Below are 23,389 nucleotides of genomic sequence, written 5' to 3'. Positions count from 1 at the left end.
TTATTATTGTTTCGTAATACGTTTAGCTCCAAGGTACCGCTGTTTCCAATAAGTATTATTCATATTACTGATGCTTACTCCGTCATCTCCAGCATGAATAAATTGACCATTTCCTAGGTAAATCCCCATATGAGAAGGTCCAGGCTGATACGTTTCATAAAAGACAAAATCGCCAACACTTAGCTTTTTAACAGAAGTTGTTACATTCCAAATCTCATGAACCGTACGAGGTAAGATGATATCTTGTTTTTGGTAGACGTATTGAATATAACCACTACAATCAAATCCTCTTGGAGATTCTCCACCCCAAAGATAAGGGACACCAAGATAATTTTTGGCCTCTTTAATAATGGATGCAACATTCCCTACTGATTTTACTTCAACTTTCTTCGGATCTTTTTTTATCGTTTGAGTTTTATGTGTGATTTTAGGTTTTTCGTCTTTCATTTTCTTTGACAAGGATTGAATGAATGACTTTTTAATGTTTTCATCAATTTCTAATTTATGATTTAACTGATATTGCTCAATTGCATTTGAGGTAAGTGGTCCATAAATCCCATCAACATTTCCGGTATAGTAACCATAAAACGACAAGGCCTTTTGAAGTTTTTTGACATCCTGACTTGATTCCCCAGGAGAAATGGTATGTGAGATTTTTTCAAGTGGTTTAATCATTCGCTTCTTCTCTTCCAAATCGATAGACATTAATGTTTGCTTATCAGCCCTACCGGTAGGAAGGAGTTCGTGGGAAAGTTGAAAAGACTTTACTGCATGTTCTGTTAAAACACCATACTGACTATCCTGTTCTCCAGAGTAAAAAGATAAGGAGTAAAGCTTTTCTTGTAAGGTGCGTACGGATGTAGAGTGGTGACCATACATAAGTGTTCTAGCGCTTGTTAACGACTTTTTTTCCTGTGTATGGGTGTTCGAAAAAGACTCAGAGTAATAGGCAAAGGGCTGACTTATCATAAAACTATACGTCATGGAATGAAGCACAGTCATTTGAGCTGTCCTTGATGATAAGTTCACATAGAGGACCCCTTTCCATGAAAAATTTTGGATTAATGTACGTATATGATGATAAACATTTAGTTATGCCAAAGTGGAATAAAATCCATAAAGTGGACAGTCTATTCTCTTAAATATATGTTATGATGAGGTTAGAATATTCAGATTTTTCAACTAACGTCAAAGGATGACAGGAATGCTTCGTTTTTTCGTTACTGTATTTATCATTACATTGTGTATGATTGTTCCGTCAATAGAAATTACGAAACCTTTTACAGGAATTACTTTAAATAAAGCAATTAGTAGAGAAAAATCCTCCAAACTTACCTCTCTTCAAAATGAAGATATTCTTAAGTCTATGATCATGGTACCTCCTAAGGTGGAAGACAAACAATCTATGGAAGATATGCTCACAACGATTGATGGGATTGATCGACCCTTACTTCAATTCCTCCAAGCTAAAGGAGTAATGATAAGGTTGTTTAAAGGAAACTTAACAGATGAGCCCTTATTATTTCCGCTTAAATGGCAAAATCCCCGTGGTTGGGAACAGGATGTTACATGGAGTGAAGTACCAGGTTCAGGCGGTGGTTGGTTAATTTCTGCGAAAATTGGTTCTTCATCCCCCGGTAATGGTCATAGTTCTTTAAATTTAGAACTTCATGAAATTGGGCACACCGTTTATAATCATTTATCTAATTCTCAAAAGGAACAATTTAAAGAAGCATGGCAGGAAGAAGTAAAGACGATGTTTCCTAATAGAGAGTATTTTTCTTCCTACATATCAGAATATTTTTCTGAATCATTTGCCTTCTATTACTATAATGCTACTACATCAAAACACCTAAAATGGAAAGCGCCGTTAACGTTTAAATTTATGGAAGTCTTCAAGAAAAAGAATGCTGGATTTTAACACGTTTATAAGTAATTTTCTATCCTTAATCTTTTATTTTGCTGTGATATAATAGCTCACATCGAACAATTTGGATTTGCTTTAGAATGGAGTGGAATAAATGAAATATGGTGAATCTGCTTACTTAGATTTATGTCGTAATGTTTTACATAATGGTGCATCAAAGGGTGATCGTACCGGTACTGGAACGTTGTCTACCTTTGGTTATCAAATGCGTTTTGATTTAGAACAAGGGTTTCCATTACTGACTACGAAACGTGTACCCTTTCGTTTAATAAAAAGTGAACTACTTTGGTTTTTAAAAGGAGATACCAATATTCGTTACCTTCTCCAACATAACAATAATATATGGAATGAATGGGCATTTAAAAATTGGGTTGAGAGTGAAGAGTATAATGGTCCTGATATGACTGATTTTGGTTTGAAAAGTCAAGAAGATCCTGAATTTAAAAAGCTTTATGATCAAGAAATGGAAACATTTAAGACCCGTATTTTGCAAGATGATGAATTCGCAAAAACGTACGGAGACTTAGGGAATGTATATGGTAAACAATGGAGAGCCTGGGAATCATCACGAGGAGAAGTGATCGATCAGGTGAAAGATGTCATCCATATGATTAAAAACAATCCAGAATCACGCCGATTAATTGTATCAGCTTGGAATCCTGAGGATATTAATCCAGAGCGTGCTGCGCTACCACCTTGCCATGTTCTGTTTCAGTTTTATGTAGCTGATGGAAAACTGAGTTGCCAACTTTACCAAAGAAGTGGTGACATTTTCTTGGGAGTACCTTTTAATATTGCAAGCTATGCTTTACTCACGCATCTTATTGCACATGAATGTGGATTACAAGTTGGAGAATTCATTCATACGTTAGGGGATGCCCATATCTATTCAAACCATGTTGAACAAGTTAAAACACAGTTGGATCGTGAAATAAAGGATATGCCTTCACTTAAGATACAATCGGATGAGAAAGAAAGTATTTTCGACCTTAATGTAGAAGATATTACTCTAGAAGGGTATGAACCACATCCTTCAATTAAAGCTCCTATAGCGGTTTAAACCATGAACCATATCGGGAAATAAGACTTTGACTCATACTTAAGGAGTGAACTGAATGATATCGTTACTTGTTGCTATGGACAAAAATCGCCTAATCGGAAAAGATAATGACCTTCCTTGGCGTTTACCAAATGATTTGAAATTCTTTAAGTCAGTTTCCACTGGTCATACGATCATTATGGGGCGTAAAACGTATGAATCCATGAATGCCCCGCTGCCAAATCGTCATAATGTAGTGGTGACCCGTAACCTGGATTTTGAAGCAGAGGGATGTGAGGTCATTCATAGTCTTGATCCTGTACTAGAGTGGGATAAGAAAAATCCTGATACAGAATATATCGTAATCGGTGGAAGCTATATATTTGAAAGCATCCTTGATAAAGCCGATCGGATGTATATTACCTGGATCGATGAAGCATTTGAAGGTGATACGCATTTCCCAGAAATCAATGAAGAAAATTGGATATTGACGAAAAAAGAAAAAGGGAAAAAAGATGAAAAAAACCCTTATGATTATTATTTCTGTCAGTATGATCGAAAAGCAGTACAATAATGTAAATGACCTGTAAGAAGGGAGAGCTTCTTACAGGTTTTTGATTAGGAGGCATCGTCATGCAATGTGTTGTTTTGGCAGGGGGGAAATCTAGAAGGATGGGAAGGAATAAAGCATTACTCCCTATAAAAGGTGAGCCTATGATTCAACGTGTGATCCATACTTGCCAAAAGTTGTCTAACAATATTGTAGTTGTTTCGAACGATCCGAATACATACCCGTTCTTAAAACAAAAAATCATATCTGATCGATTCCCTAATAAAGGTCCATTAGCTGGTTTAGAGTCAGCTATGTATCATTCTGATGATGATTGGTTTATCCTAGCACCATGTGATTCACCGTTTTTGTCACATGAGGTTTTTAATCAACTATTATCTGATAGGTCTAGAAGTGATATAGTGATTCCAGTATTTAATGGAAAGGAACAGCCTCTGCATGGGCTCTACCACAGAAGTTGCTATGAAACCATTAGGAATCAACTTGAAAATGATTCATTACGGATGCGCGATCTTTTTGATAAGCATAATACTAAGTTTATCCATCAATTTCATCCGCCTATATCAAATCAAATATTAGAAAATCATTTTACAAACCTCAATCATCCTGAAGAATATGAGAATTGGGTGAAGGAGTAGAGATTTCCATATTCTCATGGACAAATGAAGGTAAAAGGCTTACAATCGAGTCAATGAGACCTATACAACTTTTAAATGTGAAAAGTTTATGTCAATATTGATTAAAATCTAACTAAACGTGTCAAACTCGTTATATAATAGTAACAAATGGGACAAACATGAACATTTCTCTATTGAAATGTTTGAGGAAGGTGATGAAATGTTAAGTACCATTGGCATCCCAGGTTTAATACTTATTCTTGTAATTACATTAATTATTTTTGGTCCGAAAAAACTTCCGGAGATCGGAAAGGCTACAGGTCAAACTTTAAAAGAATTTAAACATTCGGCTCGTGAATTAACCAATGAAGAAGCTGATGATGCGAAAAAAGTTGAATCGAATGATCAAAGCGCAAAATAATAAAGATATTCGGTTATAAAATGATCATTTGGAGTGATAAATATGTTATCCAGTATCGGAATTCCAGGGTTAATCCTAATCCTTGTTATTGCCTTAATTGTTTTTGGGCCTTCGAAGCTGCCTGAAATCGGTAAAGCTGTTGGAAGCTCATTAAGAGAATTTAAAAAAGCAACAAACGATATTGTAAACGATTCAGACGACTCAAAGAAGCTGGATCAAGACCAAAACAAAAACTCATAAAGAAATCGTAGAGAGGAAGATGTAGGAGTATGAAACCTTACATCTTCCTCTCTTCGTGAAAAAGCCCACTTGAATGGGGTTCCATGTAAAGTTGTAGCGGTTGTTGGGCAGGAGGTAGGAAGATGCAAGATGATCAGTATCAAAACGATCAAGAAATGAATGTTACAGAACACTTAGGTGAATTACGTAAACGACTTATTTGGACGTTTGTCATATTTGTAGCTTTTTTTATTGGCGGTTTTGTCTTTATTGATGAAATTTATGCTTTTTTTGAAAGAGGCTTGGATGAAGAATTAACGATATTAGGGCCTTTTGATATTTTATGGGTTTATGTCACGCTTGCTAGTCTAATTGCAATTGCTGGGACTCTTCCATTTTTCTGTTTGCAGCTATGGTTTTTTGTAAGACCAGCTTTAACACCGAAAGAACAAAAAGTATCATTATCTTATATTCCAGCTGTTTTTCTTCTTTTTATTGGAGGATTAGCATTTGGGTACTTTCTCATCCAACCTTTGATATTCGATTTTCTTCTATCGTTAGGTGAAGGGAAATTTAATGTAAGTTTTACAGTTGATAAGTATTTTAAATTTTTAATAAGAATTACACTTCCATTTGCTGTATTTTTCGAAATTCCGATTATTGTCATGTTCTTAACGAGCATGGGAATTGTAAGTCCGGCTTTTCTACGTAGAGTTAGGAAATATGCGTACTTTGTTTTAGTTATTGTTGGTACAATGATTTCTCCACCAGACTTTATATTGCAGCTTGTGGTAGCATTCCCGCTTATTGTGCTTTATGAAGTATCGATCTTCCTTTCTAGTGTTGTAGAACGTCGTAAAAGAAGAAAAATAGATGATTATGATGACAATGATGAAGACGAAGATCACGACCATGATGATGAAGAGGATAGTCTTTATTCAGAATAATGAATGAATCCTATTCATACTGCGGATTGCTTTTTTGAGGAGATCGTGTTAAAAATATAAAACATGAGCTTGCAGGAGGGGGAGTACGTTGCGTACGTTTTATCATTTTGTGATGACCTATAGAGGGAAAGTTAACCCGGATGATGAGAGCAAATTAGCGGATTGGATGTATAAGGACCATAGCTTTCCTAAACAATCACGTTCTTATGAAGAAATTAGTCGCTACTTAGAATGGAATACACCATTCGCATCAGCACTACAAGTATTCGATCGGCTATGGGAAAAATATGAGGCTGAGTACGAATAAGTATGACGCGATATAGTTACAAATCATTTTAGAAGGTAGTTCAGTTTTGGAGAATGATCATTCAATTTTCACTCCAGATTTGGACTACTTTTTTATGTTACATTTTTAAGCTTTACCTAAAATCATTGTCCTAGCAAATGAAGAAAAGTGTTATTCAACAATTTGGCAGTTATCTGGAATAAGCTGGTGCGGGGTGGTTCCGTTATGTTTATGCAGTTCGGTGGGCTGTGGAACGGGTTGCTTTCCCCGGCCCCACACGACGTGGGGTCGTTCGATGTTGCTACAGGATGTAGCGCTCTTAGTCGAACTTCCTTGTTTATTTTACAGCTTCCTCGTCACTACGTTCCTGCGGGATCTCGCTCGCCCTTTCTACCGGAGGAGTCAACCCGTTCCACAGCCCACCTTAGCCGAATCGTGATGAACGGAACCGCAGTGATATGGAGAGGTGATGCTTAAGGACATCTGTTCCGTTATTTGATCTTAATATGACTTTTATGAAGAGCTTACGGACATTCATTCCGTTATTTGCATCAAATCAACTTGAAAAAGCCTAATTTGTCACAAATAAGGTACCATATGTCCGTAACGACTCTCTAAATGCCTTAAAAGTTCAAAATAACGGAACAGATGTCCGTAAGGGTTAGAGCTCAAATAACTAGGGTCCGTTAACCTCCATAAACGCAAAGGGGTGAAGGAAACGGCAAACTCCAGTGGTAGCAAAGGGCTGACGAGATCCCGCAGAGAGCTTGCGAACGAGGAAGCTCAGCTGGTCTTCCGCAGGAGTATTGCCGTTTCACTGAACCCCTTAATCTTTTTCTAGCAACGGACCTCCGCACATTATCTCGGATCCAAGTCTTCAATATAAGGGGGCTTTAGTGGAATAAAAAAGAGCGTTGAATTGTTTAGTATTTCAACGCTCAACTTACTTTTATATAAAGTGTCTATACTTTCGAACTAATTTTCGTCTACTCAGAATGCCCATTATTTCTTGTATGTTCCGGACGCCAAGTTATGACATTAATAAGCAAAAGCAGCTCCTACAATGATAAGTAGGATAAATAAAACGACAATCAATACAAAGTTATTATATCCAGATCCGCAATGGTACATGACTCATCCCCCTTTGTCTTAACAAGTGATAGTAGTCTATGTGAAGAGTTAAGAAAGTGTATGGGCGAATGCGGATTTTTGGATATTAAAATGGCTGATCATACCTAGAGCTACAAGGTATCTACCTGGACAATGTTATGAATGGGAATAGATATTGAAGTGCCGTTAACACGCGTGAATTTCAGAGTTTGTTCCTGTGGAAGTAATTTAGTGATTGTCCCTTTATCGTCATGAAAAGAACCATTCTTGAATTGTGTAACTCTCACGATTGCTTCCTCCTCATAAGCTTGAATACAGCTTTCATTTAATTCTTCCAAAGCTTGTTCATCAAGCTGGGGAGCGGTTGATTTTTGATCATCTTTCCACATATCTTTTAGAATTTGTACGTGTTCAGGGAGCATTAAGGAGTTCCATTTGATTGTACCTCGATCGCGTAGCATATCATCACCTCCATTTACAGTATAACCGAACAAATGTTTGCAAAACAATAGAAAAAGAACAAATGTTCGTGTATAATGATAATAAAAGGAGGAGATATTGTGGAACAGCCCATTCTGAATCTCGCTAATGAAAAACTTGAGATTGTTTATATGTCCAATAGTGGTACCTTTACTCAGCGAACTGTGAAAGTGGTATCATCTGATGAAGTTCAAGTTTTAGCATACTGTTATTTAAGGAATGAAATTAGACGATTTTCAAAAGAGAATATCTTAGCTGCTTTCCCAAAAACTCTTCAACATTAATTAATAACATTCAGCAAAAAACGACAAAAAAGGTCCTTTTTCCTCATGCGTTTTGACCTATAACCATTCATAGTAATAAGAAAATACCACGTTCTAGGAGTCGATTATATGAACGAGCAAAGACCTGTTTATGGAACTTCATCATCTTCTACCACCGATCGTCGTGCTCATTATCGTTATTACATTAACCAAAAGCTTTGTAGTTCGATCGAGACTTTTTCCTTAATGAAGGGACGTCATCTTTATGATCTTCATGGTCATATCGATAATATTAGCCAAGGGGGATTGAAGTTTACTACGAAACAAGATATTCATTTTGTTACTGAGGACATTGTAAACATAATCTTTACTTGGCACAAGCAGGAATGTGTCTTTACTGGGAAAATTGTTTGGAAAGCTTTAGATTCAGGGTTTTATAATATCGGCATTGCCTTTGGTCGTGAAACAAAAAAGTCAGAAGCTTTGCTCAATATCTTAGAAGACCTACAATAAGGACTAATAACACATATACGTATATTCAAAACAGCAGTGAAAATTTCTCTGCTGTTTTTCCTTTTATAATAAACAAAAACTACCTCACCAAAATACACCTATAATTTGATAGCATAGATATGTAGGAGGCATAACTGATGAAAATATTACATACTGCTGATTGGCACCTGGGAAAGTTGGTGCATCAGCTTCACATGACAAAAGATCAATCATATATACTAGATGAATTTATTCGAATTGTGAAAGAGGAAAAACCGGATGCTATTATTATTGCTGGAGACCTCTATGACCGTGCAGTTCCGCCAAAAGAAGCGGTTGAATTATTAAATGAAACGTTAATGAAATTAATTTATGATATTAAGGTTCCGGTCCTTGCGATTACTGGAAACCACGATAGTCCTGACCGTTTGAATTTCGGAAGTACCATGTTTAGAAAACAACAATTCTACTTACAAGCTAAACTTGATGGTGCCCTGGAACCTGTAACACTTCAGGATGAACATGGAGATGTTCATTTTTATTTGATTCCTTACATTGAGCCCGCTGACGCAAGAGCATATTTTGAAGATGAATCGATTCAGACGCATCATGATGCAATGAGTGCCATTGTAGACCGAATAGAAAACGACAACTATGCTGATGAACGTCAAGTGTTAATTGCTCATGCTTTTATGGCAGGGGGAATGGAGTCGGAATCTGAAGAGCGCTTAACGATGCTGGGTGGAACTCCATATATAGACGCGGGTTTATTTTCTGCTTTTTCTTATGTAGCTTTAGGTCACCTACATCAACCACAGCGTGTAACGGATGATAAGATTCGTTATGCTGGGTCACTCTTAAAATACTCCTTTTCGGAAGCCAATCATAAAAAAGGGGTTACGTTTGTAGAGCTTGATGAAAATGGTGTTTCAAACATTCGAGAAGAGAAACTAGCTCCAAAACACGACATGAGAATTAAGGAAGGATACCTGAATAACTTATTAGAAGAGGATGATGACCATTCAGAAGATTATCTTCATATTAAATTGTTGGATGACGGTCAGTTGATGGACCCAATGGGCAAGCTTCGTAAAGTTTATCCAAATGTATTGAGTCTAGAGAGGGTTGGTTTTCTTGGACAACATGTCCAAAATCAGCGTTCGTCTGTAAAAGAAAGACAGCAGATGTCTCATGAAGAGCTATTTGAATCCTTTTATAAAGAAGTAAAAGGGAAAGATCTTGATGACCAAAGAAAGAAATATGTTAGTCAAACGATTCAAAATGTATTAGCAGAAGAAAGGGGTCAATAGCAGTGAGAGCCATAACGATTACCGTAGAAGCTTTTGGTCCCTATGCAAAAAGACAAACTGTAGATTTTAGAGACCTTGGTTATGAATCCGTTTTTCTTATAACGGGTCCAACTGGAGCAGGAAAAACAAGTGTATTCGATGCCATGGTGTATGCGTTATATGGACGTGCAAGTGGAAGTGAAAGAGATCAAGATACACTTCGAAGTCACTTTGCTGAATTGGAGCAACCAACAGAAGTATCGTTTGTTTTTGATTTAAAAGATAAGCGTTATGAAGTGGTACGCGCACCAAAGCAAATGAAGAAAAAATCTCGTGGTGAAGGGTACACAGAACAACCTCCTCGAGCAGAGCTATATGAAATTGCAGGAGAAGAAAAGCTATTACTCTCATCTAAGATTAAAGATGTTAACGAAACAATAGAAAGTATGCTTCACTTGGATTATGAACAATTCCGAAAAATGGTCATGATCCCTCAAGGTGAGTTTCGAAGACTTATTTCTGAGAATAGTAAAGAACGGGAAGAGATCTTACAAAAGATCTTTCAAACTTATGTTTACGAACATATTACTACTAGATTGAAAGATGAATCTAAAGAATTAAAAGAAAGCATCTCTAATATCGAACAAAAAGAACGTGATGAAATTCAGAAGCTTCACTGGTCTGAAGAAGATAAGGAAGGAATCGCATCAAGTACAAAGGCACTTGAACAGCTTGAGGAAGACCTCAAGCAAGATGAGAAAACCGTTGAAGAATATCAAGGAGCCTTAAAAGAAAAACGAAGTCAATTAAAAACTGCTCAAGAAAAGTATTATAAAGACAAGCAGGTTTCGGAACAATTCCAAAAACGGGATCAATATGAACAAGAACTGAAAGACCTGAAACAGTATGAGAATGATATCGAAAACAAACAGGTAAAAGTTCAAAAAGCTGACAAAGCCGAAACAATTCGATCCTATGAAGAACAAGCGAAGAAATGGAAGCAGGAAAAAGATAAACAACTTGTTCACATTCAAGAAAAAACGAAAAAACTAGAAGAGTCACAGAACAAGTTTATTAGAACGGAAAAGACATACCAGGAAGAAGATAAAAGACAACCGGAGCGTGAACAGCTTAAAGAAGATATTCAAAAAGCAAAACAAGATCTTACAAAAGTTACACGCTATCAGGAGTTAAAACAGGAACTTAATCGGTTAGAGAAACAAAAACAAGAAAAACAAAGTGTACTCAAGTCTATACAGTCTGAAAAAGAGAACAACCAAAAGCTAGTGAATCAATTATCTCAGTCTACATTTGAGTCACAATCTTTATCCAAGCAATATTATGAACTGGAGTCTAAAGAAAAAGAGCTCAAAGAAGGAGTCAAACAGCTTTATCGTTTAATGGATGAGGAGAAAAAGCTTTCTAAATTGCGAGACCAATATCAACAGGTAAAGCAGAATTACGAACAAGCTAAAGCTGATCTTGAAGCGAAACAACTACATGTGAACACATTAGAAGATCAACTGAAACAACATAGAGCTCTTTCTCTTGCCGCTGACCTAACTTCAGGAGAAGCATGTCCTGTATGTGGTTCATTAGACCATCCATCTCCGGCTACACTTGAAGGCAAAGATATATCTGATCACACCTTGCAAGAAGCCAAAAACAAGCAACAACAAGGTGAACAACACTTACAAAAGCTCCAAGATCAATTTATACAGACGAAGTCAGAGGGTCAATCACAGCGCCATATCGTAGAACAGTTATTAGAAGCTTTGTCTCCGTATCTCGAACATGCCCCAGTTCAGGAACAAAATAGAGAAGGTCAAAAGTATTATTGGGAACAACAAAAAGCTTCTATAACTGAAAACAAAAATCATGTAGCAAAAAAAATACAAGAAATTGAACAACAGATGAAGAAGCTTGAGCAAACACAAAATAAACTAAAAGAGCTTGAAAGCAAAGAACAAGAACAACAAAATCAGTATCAGCAAGTACATGATAAGTGGCTCGGGATTTATACGAAATTAGAACAACTAGAAGAAGAATTACCAGAAACAAACAGAGATGCCCAATCTCTTAATGAATGGGTGATATATGAAGAAAAACGGTATAAATCCTGGATTCAATCCTTCGAAGAGCTTACGAAAAGGTATCAACAGGAGAAAGAAGAAAAACAAAAACTTGAAACAGAATTAACTCAACAAAAAGGCTATGTGAAAGATCTTGAGCAGCATGAGAAAAAAGCCTTTCAAGAATGGGAAGAGGCGTGTAAAGAAAAAGGTTTTGAAACCATAGAAGAATATCAGAATGCAAAGTTACCTAAAGAAGAATTAGAAATGATACGTAAGCAAGTAGAGGAATTTCTAAATAAGAAACAAACGTTAGCAGACTCTTACAAAGCATTGGAAGAAGAATTACGAGATGTTGAACCGCCTAAATTAAATGAACAATTAGAAATTATGGAAAAGCAAGAAGTTGCTATTGATCAACTTTATCAAGAGGAACAACAAATTAAAATGCGCATTCGAGATCACGAACGTATTTTTAAACAATTGGAAAGTTATATTTATGATCGAAAAGCTGCAGAAGAGAAATACTTCTATATGGGGGAACTTGCTGAGCTGGCAAAGGGAGATAATACGTATAAATTATCCTTTGAGCGCTACGTGTTATCTGCTTTTCTTGATGAGATTATTGTTCAAGCAAATATCCGTTTAGACAAAATGACGGATCATCGCTATCAACTTGAACGAAGTCAAGAACGCGCTAAAGGAGGAGCGCAAAGTGGCTTGGACCTAGAGGTTATTGATCACTATACAGGTCAGAAGCGATCAGTTAAAACCTTATCTGGCGGTGAAGGGTTTAAAGCTGCTTTAAGCTTAGCGCTTGGTATGGCAGATGTTATACAAGCTCATGCTGGTGGCGTTCAACTTGATACGTTATTTATCGATGAAGGATTTGGAACATTAGACGAAGCATCTCTTGAGCAAGCAATCGATACTTTGAAAGATCTTCAACAAGGCGATCGTATGCTTGGTATCATCTCTCACGTACCACAATTAAAGAATGAAATAAGAGCAAAACTTCATATAACACCATCACCTAATGGTTCAAGCTTAGCTTTTTCGTTTCAGTAAGGGTCTACCAATAATTACTGCTTAAAGATTTTAAATTGGCCATGTTATAGTAAATAATAGACATATAGTCCTCAATGGAGGATAGATAACAGAAACGTTCTCCTATTGAAGGGCTATCATACATATTCTATTTACCTATCATAAAGTTTTCTGGGTTTGTCTATCAGAAAAATAAACAACAAACACGACTTTAAATGATTAAGAGGGGGACAATTATGAAAGTCGTTACAGCATCAACACCCGAACAACAATCCTATGTCCGGTCATTACTTGATCACTTCCACCGAAGCATCCTACCATCGTTTTTTTCAGAGTCTTATGTAGATGATTTAAAGACATTTGGTGTATTATGTCAGGAAGATCTTGATGAATACACGTTGCAAGAAATTATGGAAGTAACTGCGGCATTACAAACGATTCAGCATATTTTAGAATGTCTTTTAGAAAATGATGCATCACCACAACTAGCACGAAAATTCGATCGGAATCAGAAAATTATTGAAGGTCATCAAATTTACTTCCCATTTTGCTTTCAAGACTTCACGACAACTGTTTCTGAATTCGATTTAGCAAGTGTGAAACCAGCTAATCATAGGTTAATATAAGGTTTCCCTTGAATAACACGTATGTCTATCTTACGATTAAAGCAAAATAGAAAAAAAGGATGGCGAAAATCATGAACATGCCTTTAAGCTTGGAATGGGCTATTATTACAAATGGACTCGAAGAAAGAATCGGAGAAAAGGACAACGTATTTCATTTACAATTACCAGGTTATCGGTTATTTCCTATGGATCAAGAAATTGATATTATGCGTCAAGAGGAATCAGAGCATATTGGGACAGCTATTATTACGGAATTAAAGTGGGCTGAAGAAAAAACAACAATTATTTATCAGCTTACATCTTTGTATAGCGTCAATTAACGACAGATTTCTAGCTTCTAACCGCTATTTTGTAGAATGTTGCGCTTGCCCGGGAAATGTCGGGGTAATAAGAAATATTCATAAAATAGCCAAATCTCCTCCAGTTATAAAGAGTGATTGTAACTTATAATAAAAGTAGGTTAGGGATCATTCAAATAGAGGGGGATGCTCTATGTTATCTGCTATGCTTCCAGCAATGTTATTTGGCGTTATTTTAAGTGGCACCATCGGATTGATCATAGCTGGCGACTTAACTTCAGATTGATTGACATTATAGTGCATGCTACACTTCTAGGCAGATGCAAGGTTACTTGCATCTGCCTTTTTACATATCGCAACACTAGGAGGCACAAGACATGAACCCTTTACATAATGACTGGGCTCCTTTGTTAGAGCCCACATTCCAATCACAAAGCTATCTCCAATTACGCGAGTTTTTAAAGCAAGAATATTCCAATCAAAGAATTTATCCAGATATGAATGACATCTTTAATGCTCTTCATTATACTCCTTATCATAATGCTAAGGTTGTTATCCTGGGACAGGACCCTTACCACGGGCCAGGGCAAGCTCATGGGTTTAGTTTTTCTGTTCAGCCTGGAGTTAAAATTCCGCCGTCGCTGCGAAATATTTATAAAGAGCTACATGAAGATGTAGGGATAGAAATACCGAACCATGGCAACCTACTGCACTGGGCCAAGCAAGGTGTTATTCTCCTTAATACAGTTCTAACGGTCAGAGAAAAGAATGCTCATTCCCATAAAGGAATGGGCTGGGAATTGTTTACGGACGAAGTAATTCGACTTTTAAATGACCGAGAAGATCCTCTTGTTTTTATGTTATGGGGGAAACATGCTCAACAAAAACGTGAAATGTTAAATGAATCAAAACATCTGATTTTAACTTCACCACATCCAAGCCCATTTTCTGCTCACAAAGGATTCTTTGGTAGCAAGCATTTCTCTAGAGCCAATTCATTTCTGGTAGAAAATGGATTTGATCCAATTCAATGGCAATTACCATTGAAAGCTGATGAATTATAATAATTACTTTAACATGGGTATCTGCCTACACCAGTGACATTGCCCTAACGTACAGTAATTGTAATGAAGGATGTAAAGGAGGGGTGAATATGCCTCCAGGAATAAGACCTATGGGGCAAAACGGATTTATGCCAGGACCCGGTATGAATTCAATGAACCCATTTGGAATGAGTACGAATATGCGTCAGCCTATGCCATTCTCTGGATTTGAAGGTCCACAAAGCTTTTTTAACCAAGGTTCATCAGGTTGGAATGGTATGTCTGCAATGAATGGAATGCAAGGGTTCCCAAACATGCAAGGGATGGGAAGTCGTGCAGGTGGAAATTTATTATCTAACCTTTTTCAATCTTCAGCAGGCGGCGGAGGGCTTCCTCAATTGGGAGCGCTAGGTCAAGGAGTAGGTAGTGCTGGAGGGGGCGTATCAGGTATGCTGAATAATGTACAGCAGGTGTTAAAAATGGCACAATCTGCTGCGCCTATGATTCAGCAATATGGTCCAATGGTTCGAAACATCCCAACCATGGTTAAGCTTATGAAAATTATGCGTGAGCCTGATGAAGGTGAAATAGATGAAAATAATTCTTCTGAACAACAAGGAATCCAATCTCAGCCTTCATCACAGAACTCTGATGAAATAAATAAGAATTCTCAACAAGTTCAATCAAATCAACCAACTACAACGAATGGAGCGTCTCAACCTCGGTTATACATTTAATAAGCAATTTTCTTGATTTTTTCTTCATAAGGGGAAACAATAATAGGAAATGTAGAAATGAATGAACAAGTAGAGGAGGATCTCCGTGACACATAAGCAACTAGAGAAAGCAACATTTGCAGGCGGATGTTTCTGGTGTATGGTGGAACCCTTTGATGAACGCCCAGGTATCCATGAAGTTGTATCTGGTTATACAGGTGGAGATATTGAACACCCAACTTATCTTGACTTAATCTCAAAGGATACAGGTCATGTAGAAGCAGTACAAATAACTTACGATCCAGAGATTTTTCCTTACGAGCGTTTGCTAGAGGTATTCTGGCAACAAATTGATCCAACAGATGCAGGTGGACAATTTGCTGATCGTGGTGACCATTATCAAACGATCATTTTTTATCATAATGAGGAACAAAAGCAAATGGCTGAGGAATCCAAGCGAAAACTAGAAAATAGCGGAAAGTTTTCTTCCCCAATTGTCACTAAGATTCTCGAGGCAAAGCCATTTTATCCAGCAGAGGAGAAACATCAAGAGTATTATAAAAAACAGCCTTATCACTATAAAATGTACAAAAAAGGTTCTGGACGTAAAGAATTCATTGAAAAGCATTGGAATCTTGATAAGGATCCAGAGAAATTAAAAGAGACGTTGACGCCTCTTCAGTATAAGGTCACACAAGAAGGCGGAACAGAAACGCCATTTCAAAATGAATTTCATGACCATGAAGAAGATGGGATCTATGTAGATATTGTTTCTGGAGAGCCATTATTTAGCTCTCGTGATAAATATGATGCTGGATGTGGGTGGCCTAGTTTTACTAGACCCATCGACACCTATTATGTTGATGAAAACATGGATACTTCGCATGGTATGATTCGTACTGAAGTGAAAAGCCATCATGCTGATTCACACTTAGGCCACGTTTTTGAAGATGGTCCTAAGGATGAAGGTGGACTTCGTTATTGTATTAATTCAGCAGCCTTAAAGTTTATTCCTAAGGATCGATTAGAAGAAGAAGGATACGGTCATTTAACTTATATCTTTCAATAAGCATTAACCCCTCACTCAGGTTTTAAGCCAAAACTTGGGGGAGGGGTTTTTAGTTTAAATTCTATAGAATACGGTAATGGAAAGGCATGAAGGAGGCTTCTATATGGATTTCGGTTTATGGTTAGAGTACAGTTGGGTATTCTTAGTCATTATCGGTTTAGAAGGGATTCTTGCTGCTGATAATGCATTAGTCATGGCATTAATGGTGAAACACCTTCCTGATAAACAACAAAGACGCGCGTTACTTTATGGACTAGGTGGAGCATTTGTTTTTAGGTTTATATCATTATTTTTAATTTCGTTTCTCGTTCATATTTGGCAAGTACAAGCACTTGGTGCAGCCTATTTGCTCTATATTTCAATTAAATTCTTAGTGAAAAAACATGTATTGAATAAAGATCCAAGTGAAGATGAAGAAAAAGATAAAGAGGAAGGATCTGAACAAGTATCTTCTAAAGGATTCTGGAAAACAGTATTAAAAGTAGAAATAACAGATATTGTATTTGCGATTGATTCTATCTTAGCAGCGGTAGCTCTGGCCTCAAGTCTTCCAGAAACATCGCTTCCTAAAGTAGGAGATTTAGATGGCGCAAAATTCGGAGTCATTCTAGCTGGCGGACTTGCAGGTGTTATACTTATTCGAGTAGCTGCTTCTTACTTTGTTAAGATTCTTCAAGAAAAGAAAGGGCTACAAAGTGCAGCCTACATTATCGTAGGTTGGGTTGGTGTAAAGCTACTGGTTCATGTACTTGCACATAAAGATGTACAAATCATTCCGAAACATTTTCCCGAATCGATTACATGGAAAGTGATTTTCTGGACAGTATTACTTGCTACAGCACTCATAGGTTGGTTTGCTTCTCCAAGAGAAAAACAAGAAGAATCCAATCTATATAATGAGCAGAAGGAAAGGGACTAGAAGAAAGTGTGTGATAGGAAAAGGGTACATTGATAAAGCTGATTCGTTTGCTCATCTTTTATCAATGTACCTCTGTTTCTGCAGTGGTTTTTTCCAAAAGGTTGTTGATGTTCAATAGAAAAAGGAGTAAAACTGTTTAGTTTGACGATGTTTCGAATTCAAGATAAAATAATCTTGAAAATGAGATGATTAACCACCATTAACCATAATTATATTATGTAAACAAAAGGGGGCTCATAGCATGAATATAACTACAAGAGGTATTCATCATATAACAGCGATTGTCAGAGATCCTCAAGAAAACCTTGATTTTTATGAACAACAACTAGGGTTAAAACTAGTAAAGAAAACAGTAAACTTTGATGAGCCTGGTATTTATCACTTATATTATGGTGATGAAGTAGGGAATCCTGGTACAATTTTAACGTTCTTCCCCGCACCCCAAGCTGCTCCAGGTACTATTGGAAGCGGACAAGTTAGTCGAATTTTATTTAGTATTCCAAAAGGCTCAAAAGTCTTTTGGATAAATCGATTTAGAGAATACGGAATTGAATATGAAGAAAATAAATACGGAATATGGTTTGCAGATTCAGAGGGACTTCCATTAGGGCTTGTGGAGTCAAATGAAAGCATCACTCAACTTTGGAAGCAATCACCAATAGATCTGAAATTCGCAATTCAAGGATTTTATGGGGCTATATTAAATTCAGAGAAACCGGATAAAACGGGTGCAGTAGTAGAGAGTATAGGTTATCAAAAACAATCTGAAGATGATTTATTCGACTATTACAAAGCTAATGGTGACGTAGCTGAGTATCTATGGATTGAAAAAGAGGTATTACCTCAAGGCCGTGGTGGTGCAGGAACTGTACATCATATAGCTTATCGTACAGAAAAAGAATCTGATCAAGAACTTTGGCAGACAAAATTAACAAATGAACTAGGAATTCGTGTCACACCAGTAATGGACCGTCAATATTTTAAATCGGTTTACTTCCCAGAATACGGTGGAATCTTATTTGAAATTGCTACGGACGAACCTGGATTTACGATTGATGAAGAAATTCATGAATTAGGAAACGATTTAAAACTTCCTTCTTGGCTTGAGTCAAAACGGGAACAAATTTCAAATCTATTACCAGAACTAAACAGAGGTGATGTATAATGGAACACATTTTTAAGCAAGGATCAAAAAATAGTCCTGTTCTTTTACTATTACATGGTACTGGGGGAACAGAACAAGATTTAATTCCACTAGCCCAAATGATTGATCCAGAAGCATCCATTTTAAGTGTGCGAGGAAATGTTAGTGAAAATGGAATGCCTCGCTTCTTCAAAAGACTTCGTGAAGGAGTATTTGATGAAGAAGATTTAAAATTTCGTACAAAAGAGCTTTTTGAGTTTCTTGAACAAGCTTCAGAACAATATGGTTTCAATCGTTCTGACCTTCTAGCAGTAGGGTATTCGAATGGAGCTAATATTGCTGGTAGCTTATTGTTCCATTATGAAAATGTTCTAAAAGGTGCAATTCTATTTCATCCAATGGTACCGATCAGAGGGTTATCACTACCAGACATGAGTAGAACACCGGTGTTCATTGGTGCAGGAACCAATGATCCCATCTGTGCTCCGGAGGAAACGAAAGAATTAAATAAATTACTCGTTGAGGCTGGCTCTACTGTAACATTGTTCTGGGAAAATAAAGGGCACCAATTGACAGAGCAAGAGGTTCACAAAGCTACAGAGTGGTATAATGCACATTTGAAATGAATCACTGGGATAATTGATATATAATGGAGAGAAGCTGATATTTCAGCTTCTCTTATTTTTTTAAAGGGGAGAGGTTATGTTTAAATATGTAGGGATTGATCATGTTCAAGTAGCTGCACCGCCAAATAGTGAAAAAGAAGCAACTACCTTTTATTGTGATAGGTTAGGTATGGAGTTAATTGAAAAACCAAAGGCACTACGTAAGAATGGGGGAGTTTGGTTTCAATGTGGTAATCATCAATTACATATTGGAGTGAAACAAGACTTCACAGGAGAGACTAAAGCACATCCTGCTTTTGAAATGGACAACTTGCAAGCATTTAAGGATCATTTAAAAAAGCAAAATGTTTCGTACAAAGAGGATGATAAACTTCCTAACGCAGATCGCATTTATGTTTTTGATCCTTTTGGAAATCGGTTAGAGTTTTTGACTTACTCATCATAAAAAACTTGTCGATTGTCAAGGCTTGCAAGGCGTAGAAAGAAGCATAGTCTTGACTTATACTTCATTCTTTCAAAGTTTTTGCTACGTCAAATTTCTTCATTGCTAAAACTTTATCTTTCTTAACGTGAAAAGTATAGGACTACTTCTTGAATTAAGGATTGAGATCACCGTCCTGACGGGTTATCATGATAAATAGCAAACTTTACCGAGTTAGAAGGAATAGCGGTAAAAAGCTGATGAACTAGTGTATGTTGTAGTTGGAGGAGATTAAATGACAGAACCACTATTTTTACAACCGATCTTCAAGGAACGTATATGGGGAGGAACAAAATTAAAAGAGGAATTTCATTATGAAATACCATCCTCTCAAACAGGTGAATGCTGGGCGATATCAGCTCATAAAAATGGTCAAAGTGTTGTGGAAAATGGCCTTTATGAAGGCTATTCTTTAGACAAAGTTTGGGAAGAGCATCCTGAACTATTTGGACATTATCATTCTGAGGTGTTTCCTCTTCTTACTAAAATATTAGATGCGAATCGAAATTTATCTGTTCAAGTCCACCCTGATGACACTTACGCGCAGGAACATGAAGGGAATCATGAGTATGGAAAGACGGAATGCTGGTATATTATTGACTGTGAACCTGGCGCTGAATTAATATTTGGTCACCATGCCCAAACAAGAGATGAGCTTAAACAAATGCTTCAGTCTGGTAAATGGGATGATTTGTTGCGCAAAGTACATATCAATCCAGGTGACTTCTTTTATGTGCCAAGTGGTACAATTCATGCAATATGTGAAGGTACGCTTGTCTTAGAGACACAGCAAAGCTCTGATACGACATATCGTGTTTATGATTTTGATCGAATTGATGGAGAAGGCAAAGCACGTGATCTGCATATAGATCAAGCTATCGAAGTGACAAATGTTCCTCATGAAGATAATGAACTTACATTTATGAAAGAACAAAGAACGGGTGCTGTCATTACTACACTTGTTGAATCAGAGTTTTTCTCTGTTTATAAATATGTGCTAGATGGTGCTGGATCATTCAAGCAAGACTCTTACTTCCAGTTATTTAGTGTTATTGATGGGGAAGCTACAATGACAGTAGGTGGAGAAACGTACACGATTCAAAAAGGAAATCACTTTATCCTAACAAGTCAAATTGAAGAATTTACATTAGATGGAGATGCTTCCATTATCGTATCTCATCCATAAAAGAAAGGAAGATGAAAATGATTCATAAACATTGGTATGATACTGAAACCATTAAACGTGTAGAATGTGTTCATGCAAACGCTGAAAAATATGTTGTAGAGAATGTTTTAACACCAGGGAAAGTATATGATGTGAAAAACGAAACAGATGAATGGATCTTTATCATTGATAATACTGGCAAAATTGGTGGCTTTAAAAAAGATTATTTTAAAGAAGTAGAATAAAGCAAAAAGAGCTTGGGTTTTCCAAGCTCTTTCTTTATTAAGTTCAATCTTCTTTTTTCCTACCACGCATAAATGAAAGAAGCAGCAATAGGGTAGGAATGATGATCTGCATTGGCACATGAACGTAAGGTGGGACAATTTTTAATCCTACAAATATGTGCTCTACATAGCTTTGACTCATCATTAAAGCAACAATCATTAATAGTACTCCAAGTACTGAACTTGTTACATATCTTTTTTTATTTTTTAACTTCGGTATTACATCATGTAATCCTATATATGCTGCTAAAAAGAATATGACAATCTTCATAACACCTACGATGACCATCATTATAATTACAATTGGATCAATGCGTTGAACAATCCCTTGAATATTAACTAGAGACACTGTATCAAGTAATGGTACTACAGATCGTTGAGCTAAATCGGGTCCTAACGACGCAATAATTGTAAGGTTTGTCATAATAAGAACAAGGGTGCTGATTAAAATGGCTTGGATTCCTAACTTTTTTGCTTTCTCTTCTCGATTTAAATAGGGAAACAGCATTGTAAAAACGACAAGTTCACCAAAAGGGAAGGTAAGAGATTCAGGAAATGTTTTCATTAAAATCTCTCCCCAACCTTTTTCTAACGGAGGCTGTAAATTTTCAGCTTGAGGGATCCCCGTTACAAATACAAAAAGCAGAAAAAGCAAACCGGCTGCCAGAACATATGGAAAGAAAATCTCACTAGTACGAGCTACTGTCTCGATACCTAATGTGCAACTATAAACAATAACAACAGTGAATATGAGTATTACAACAAGTAATGGTGTTTCTTTCAATATTGTAATCACCATTAACTCACTAAAATCGCGTAGAACACGCGCGGAGAGATAAAAGAAATAGAAAATATAAGCCCAAGCTACAATATAACCTAAGTACTTACCAAGTAGATGGGAGGAGTAGGTTGTTATATGGGCATTAGGAAACTTTTTATGTAACTGCGTGTAGATAAGATAGAGGATAACTCCTCCAACCATCCCTAAAAGTATGACTAACCACGCATCTTGTCTAGCTTCAAATCCCATCCCTACAACAATGGTACTACCAAACTCAAACATAATAATGAGAAAAACAAATTGTGTTGAACTAATTTGCGCTTTTTCCATATATCTCAACCTCTATGATCCAGTCTTAAAGAACGATTTGATTTTTGATCCACACAACAAAACAATTGGATAAACGAAGCCTATTGCTATAGAAAGTGGAACCCATGTTTCTTTATTCCAATCTCCTGCAAAAATTGTATCTGGATAGACGATTAATGCTAATCCTATGACTATGATTCCTATTGGCAATGTAATAGGACGATAATGCTTCAGCCCAAGTAATTGGGAGATACCAATCAATGATACATAGAAGTAAATAAATAGCTTAAAGAAAATAGATAATATCCAAGAAATTGCGATAACTACTTCTAAGCGGTCCAATAAAACGATAAATTCAATACGCTCAGCCATAACATATGTAGGATATACATAATGTGAAGTTAATTTGTAGCTTAAAACCGTAATAGCAACCACGGATATAGCCATTATTAGACTTCCAGCGAGTAAATATCCCATTATGATCGATTTTGTTCCTTTAGAATCTTTGTTTAATACTGAAGGATATAGCACAAATAATAGTATTAAAGGAAACGTTGATACACTTAATTCATAAAGGCTTGCTTCTACAATTTTGTTTATAGGTTGTCCCCACAGTGGTTGTAATTGTTTTATGTCCATACTAGGAATGCTAAATAAGATGATTATGGTTAAAAGCATAATGATCCATGGGAAAAATATTTCAACTGTTTTAACAATCGTCTCTATCCCTAATTTAGCCCCATATATCACAATAGTCATAAATAAAATACAAACCGCAGTCAAAGGGGTTTGTGGTATGATCTGAACGATTACAAAATCTCCAACAGTCCATAGAACGGTGCTTGCACCAATAATGGAATAAAGAACGATAATAAACGTGATAAACTTTCCTATCCATTTCCCAAATGCATACTCATTGTGTTGGAATAGGTTAAGGTTTGGTTGTAAACGACCGATATAGATGAAAAGAATTAATACAAGGACTCCCACAATTATACTAAAGGTTGTAGCAATCCAAGCACTTTCTTTTGCTATAGCGGCTATTTGAGAAGGCGTAATTAATACAGATGTACCAATAGTAAAAAGTGTTAACAAAAGTGTAAATTGTCTTACATTGATTTTTTCATCCATCCTCATAGTCATTCCG

27 protein-coding genes and 1 pseudogene are annotated in these 23,389 nt (G+C 36.6%); 23 read left to right on the top strand and 5 right to left on the bottom strand.

All coding sequences use genetic code 11. The annotated features are described in order from the left end of the window. Window positions 1-3 precede the first annotated feature (3 nt). On the bottom strand, window positions 4-1,029 hold the full coding sequence (locus tag GS400_RS20390; RefSeq protein WP_160101578.1) for a C40 family peptidase: 1,026 nt from the start codon (window positions 1,027-1,029) through the stop codon (window positions 4-6). A gap of 175 nt (window positions 1,030-1,204) precedes the next feature. Between GS400_RS20390 and GS400_RS10620 the strand changes: the two genes are divergently transcribed. The 8 genes from GS400_RS10620 to GS400_RS10585 all read left to right on the top strand — a co-directional run bounded on the left by GS400_RS10620 (window position 1,205) and on the right by GS400_RS10585 (window position 6,048). Beyond that, window positions 1,205-1,921, top strand: a complete 717-nt coding sequence (locus tag GS400_RS10620) for an anthrax toxin lethal factor-related metalloendopeptidase (RefSeq protein WP_160101576.1) — start codon at window positions 1,205-1,207, stop codon at window positions 1,919-1,921. Between the two features lie 100 nt (window positions 1,922-2,021). After that, window positions 2,022-2,987 carry a thymidylate synthase gene (locus tag GS400_RS10615; RefSeq protein ID WP_160101574.1) on the top strand — a complete coding sequence of 322 codons (966 nt, stop codon included), beginning with the start codon at window positions 2,022-2,024 and terminating at the stop codon, window positions 2,985-2,987. A gap of 55 nt (window positions 2,988-3,042) precedes the next feature. Then, window positions 3,043-3,540 (top strand): dihydrofolate reductase, encoded by a 498-nt coding sequence (locus tag GS400_RS10610; protein ID WP_160101572.1) that lies wholly within the window; start codon window positions 3,043-3,045, stop codon window positions 3,538-3,540. A 59-nt stretch (window positions 3,541-3,599) separates the two neighbouring features. Further along, window positions 3,600-4,175, top strand: coding sequence for a molybdenum cofactor guanylyltransferase (locus GS400_RS10605; RefSeq protein ID WP_160101570.1), 576 nt, complete (start codon window positions 3,600-3,602; stop codon window positions 4,173-4,175). Window positions 4,176-4,374: 199 nt separating this feature from the next. Continuing rightward, window positions 4,375-4,575, top strand: a complete 201-nt coding sequence (tatA, locus tag GS400_RS10600; RefSeq protein WP_160104591.1) for a twin-arginine translocase TatA/TatE family subunit — start codon at window positions 4,375-4,377, stop codon at window positions 4,573-4,575. Window positions 4,576-4,617: 42 nt separating this feature from the next. Continuing rightward, complete coding sequence (tatA, locus tag GS400_RS10595) at window positions 4,618-4,815, top strand: twin-arginine translocase TatA/TatE family subunit (protein WP_160101568.1); 198 nt, start codon at window positions 4,618-4,620, stop codon at window positions 4,813-4,815. A 122-nt stretch (window positions 4,816-4,937) separates the two neighbouring features. Next, window positions 4,938-5,741 carry a twin-arginine translocase subunit TatC gene (gene tatC / locus GS400_RS10590; RefSeq protein ID WP_160101566.1) on the top strand — a complete coding sequence of 268 codons (804 nt, stop codon included), beginning with the start codon at window positions 4,938-4,940 and terminating at the stop codon, window positions 5,739-5,741. A gap of 88 nt (window positions 5,742-5,829) precedes the next feature. After that, window positions 5,830-6,048, top strand: a complete 219-nt coding sequence (locus GS400_RS10585) for a YozE family protein (protein ID WP_160101564.1) — start codon at window positions 5,830-5,832, stop codon at window positions 6,046-6,048. Window positions 6,049-7,065: 1,017 nt separating this feature from the next. Here the strand turns inward: GS400_RS10585 and GS400_RS10580 are convergent. Continuing rightward, window positions 7,066-7,155: pseudogene (locus GS400_RS10580) on the bottom strand (YjcZ family sporulation protein); the annotation flags it as partial. A 113-nt stretch (window positions 7,156-7,268) separates the two neighbouring features. After that, window positions 7,269-7,598: a YolD-like family protein gene (locus GS400_RS10575; protein WP_160101560.1), complete on the bottom strand. Its 330-nt coding sequence runs from the start codon at window positions 7,596-7,598 to the stop codon at window positions 7,269-7,271. 99 nt (window positions 7,599-7,697) lie between these two features. Between GS400_RS10575 and GS400_RS10570 the strand changes: the two genes are divergently transcribed. The 15 genes from GS400_RS10570 to GS400_RS10500 all read left to right on the top strand — a co-directional run bounded on the left by GS400_RS10570 (window position 7,698) and on the right by GS400_RS10500 (window position 21,113). Continuing rightward, window positions 7,698-7,901, top strand: a complete 204-nt coding sequence (locus GS400_RS10570) for a hypothetical protein (RefSeq protein ID WP_160101558.1) — start codon at window positions 7,698-7,700, stop codon at window positions 7,899-7,901. 108 nt (window positions 7,902-8,009) lie between these two features. Then, window positions 8,010-8,393, top strand: coding sequence for a PilZ domain-containing protein (locus GS400_RS10565; RefSeq protein ID WP_160101556.1), 384 nt, complete (start codon window positions 8,010-8,012; stop codon window positions 8,391-8,393). A 137-nt stretch (window positions 8,394-8,530) separates the two neighbouring features. Then, complete coding sequence (locus GS400_RS10560; protein WP_160101554.1) at window positions 8,531-9,682, top strand: exonuclease SbcCD subunit D; 1,152 nt, start codon at window positions 8,531-8,533, stop codon at window positions 9,680-9,682. A gap of 2 nt (window positions 9,683-9,684) precedes the next feature. Then, entirely contained in the window at window positions 9,685-12,801 is a 3,117-nt protein-coding gene (locus tag GS400_RS10555) for an SbcC/MukB-like Walker B domain-containing protein (protein WP_160101552.1), read from the top strand. 215 nt (window positions 12,802-13,016) lie between these two features. Then, a complete protein-coding gene (locus GS400_RS10550) occupies window positions 13,017-13,406 on the top strand; it encodes a DUF5365 family protein (protein ID WP_160101550.1) in 390 nt (129 codons plus the stop codon). Window positions 13,407-13,477: 71 nt separating this feature from the next. Further along, a complete protein-coding gene (locus GS400_RS10545) occupies window positions 13,478-13,726 on the top strand; it encodes a DUF2584 family protein (RefSeq protein ID WP_160101548.1) in 249 nt (82 codons plus the stop codon). 356 nt (window positions 13,727-14,082) lie between these two features. Then, entirely contained in the window at window positions 14,083-14,769 is a 687-nt protein-coding gene (locus GS400_RS10540; RefSeq protein ID WP_160101546.1) for a uracil-DNA glycosylase, read from the top strand. Window positions 14,770-14,858: 89 nt separating this feature from the next. Beyond that, entirely contained in the window at window positions 14,859-15,485 is a 627-nt protein-coding gene (locus GS400_RS10535; protein ID WP_236560879.1) for a YqfQ family protein, read from the top strand. Window positions 15,486-15,570: 85 nt separating this feature from the next. Further along, window positions 15,571-16,533 carry a peptide-methionine (R)-S-oxide reductase MsrB gene (gene msrB, locus GS400_RS10530; RefSeq protein WP_370519681.1) on the top strand — a complete coding sequence of 321 codons (963 nt, stop codon included), beginning with the start codon at window positions 15,571-15,573 and terminating at the stop codon, window positions 16,531-16,533. Window positions 16,534-16,636: 103 nt separating this feature from the next. Then, the gene (locus GS400_RS10525) at window positions 16,637-17,452 is read left to right on the top strand and encodes a TerC family protein (protein WP_160101544.1); all 816 of its coding nucleotides are present in this window, start codon (window positions 16,637-16,639) and stop codon (window positions 17,450-17,452) included. A 241-nt stretch (window positions 17,453-17,693) separates the two neighbouring features. Then, entirely contained in the window at window positions 17,694-18,617 is a 924-nt protein-coding gene (locus GS400_RS10520) for a VOC family protein (protein ID WP_160101542.1), read from the top strand. Then, window positions 18,617-19,222 carry an alpha/beta hydrolase gene (locus tag GS400_RS10515; protein WP_160101540.1) on the top strand — a complete coding sequence of 202 codons (606 nt, stop codon included), beginning with the start codon at window positions 18,617-18,619 and terminating at the stop codon, window positions 19,220-19,222. Before GS400_RS10520 ends, GS400_RS10515 begins: the two co-directional genes overlap by 1 nt. Before the next feature lie 76 nt (window positions 19,223-19,298). Beyond that, complete coding sequence (locus GS400_RS10510) at window positions 19,299-19,667, top strand: VOC family protein (RefSeq protein WP_160101538.1); 369 nt, start codon at window positions 19,299-19,301, stop codon at window positions 19,665-19,667. Window positions 19,668-19,938: 271 nt separating this feature from the next. Next, on the top strand, window positions 19,939-20,889 hold the full coding sequence (gene manA, locus GS400_RS10505; protein ID WP_160101536.1) for a mannose-6-phosphate isomerase, class I: 951 nt from the start codon (window positions 19,939-19,941) through the stop codon (window positions 20,887-20,889). A gap of 17 nt (window positions 20,890-20,906) precedes the next feature. Further along, window positions 20,907-21,113 carry a DUF6501 family protein gene (locus GS400_RS10500; RefSeq protein ID WP_160101534.1) on the top strand — a complete coding sequence of 69 codons (207 nt, stop codon included), beginning with the start codon at window positions 20,907-20,909 and terminating at the stop codon, window positions 21,111-21,113. Between the two features lie 43 nt (window positions 21,114-21,156). Here the strand turns inward: GS400_RS10500 and GS400_RS10495 are convergent, their stop codons facing one another. Beyond that, window positions 21,157-22,263, bottom strand: coding sequence for a GerAB/ArcD/ProY family transporter (locus GS400_RS10495; RefSeq protein ID WP_160101532.1), 1,107 nt, complete (start codon window positions 22,261-22,263; stop codon window positions 21,157-21,159). Between the two features lie 12 nt (window positions 22,264-22,275). Continuing rightward, window positions 22,276-23,385 (bottom strand): GerAB/ArcD/ProY family transporter, encoded by a 1,110-nt coding sequence (locus GS400_RS10490; protein WP_236560877.1) that lies wholly within the window; start codon window positions 23,383-23,385, stop codon window positions 22,276-22,278. Window positions 23,386-23,389: the final 4 nt, after the last annotated feature.

Source organism: Pontibacillus sp. HMF3514 (genome assembly GCF_009858175.1).
GTDB lineage: Bacteria > Bacillota > Bacilli > Bacillales > BH030062 > Pontibacillus.
This window is presented reverse-complemented; position numbering and strand designations above follow the sequence as displayed.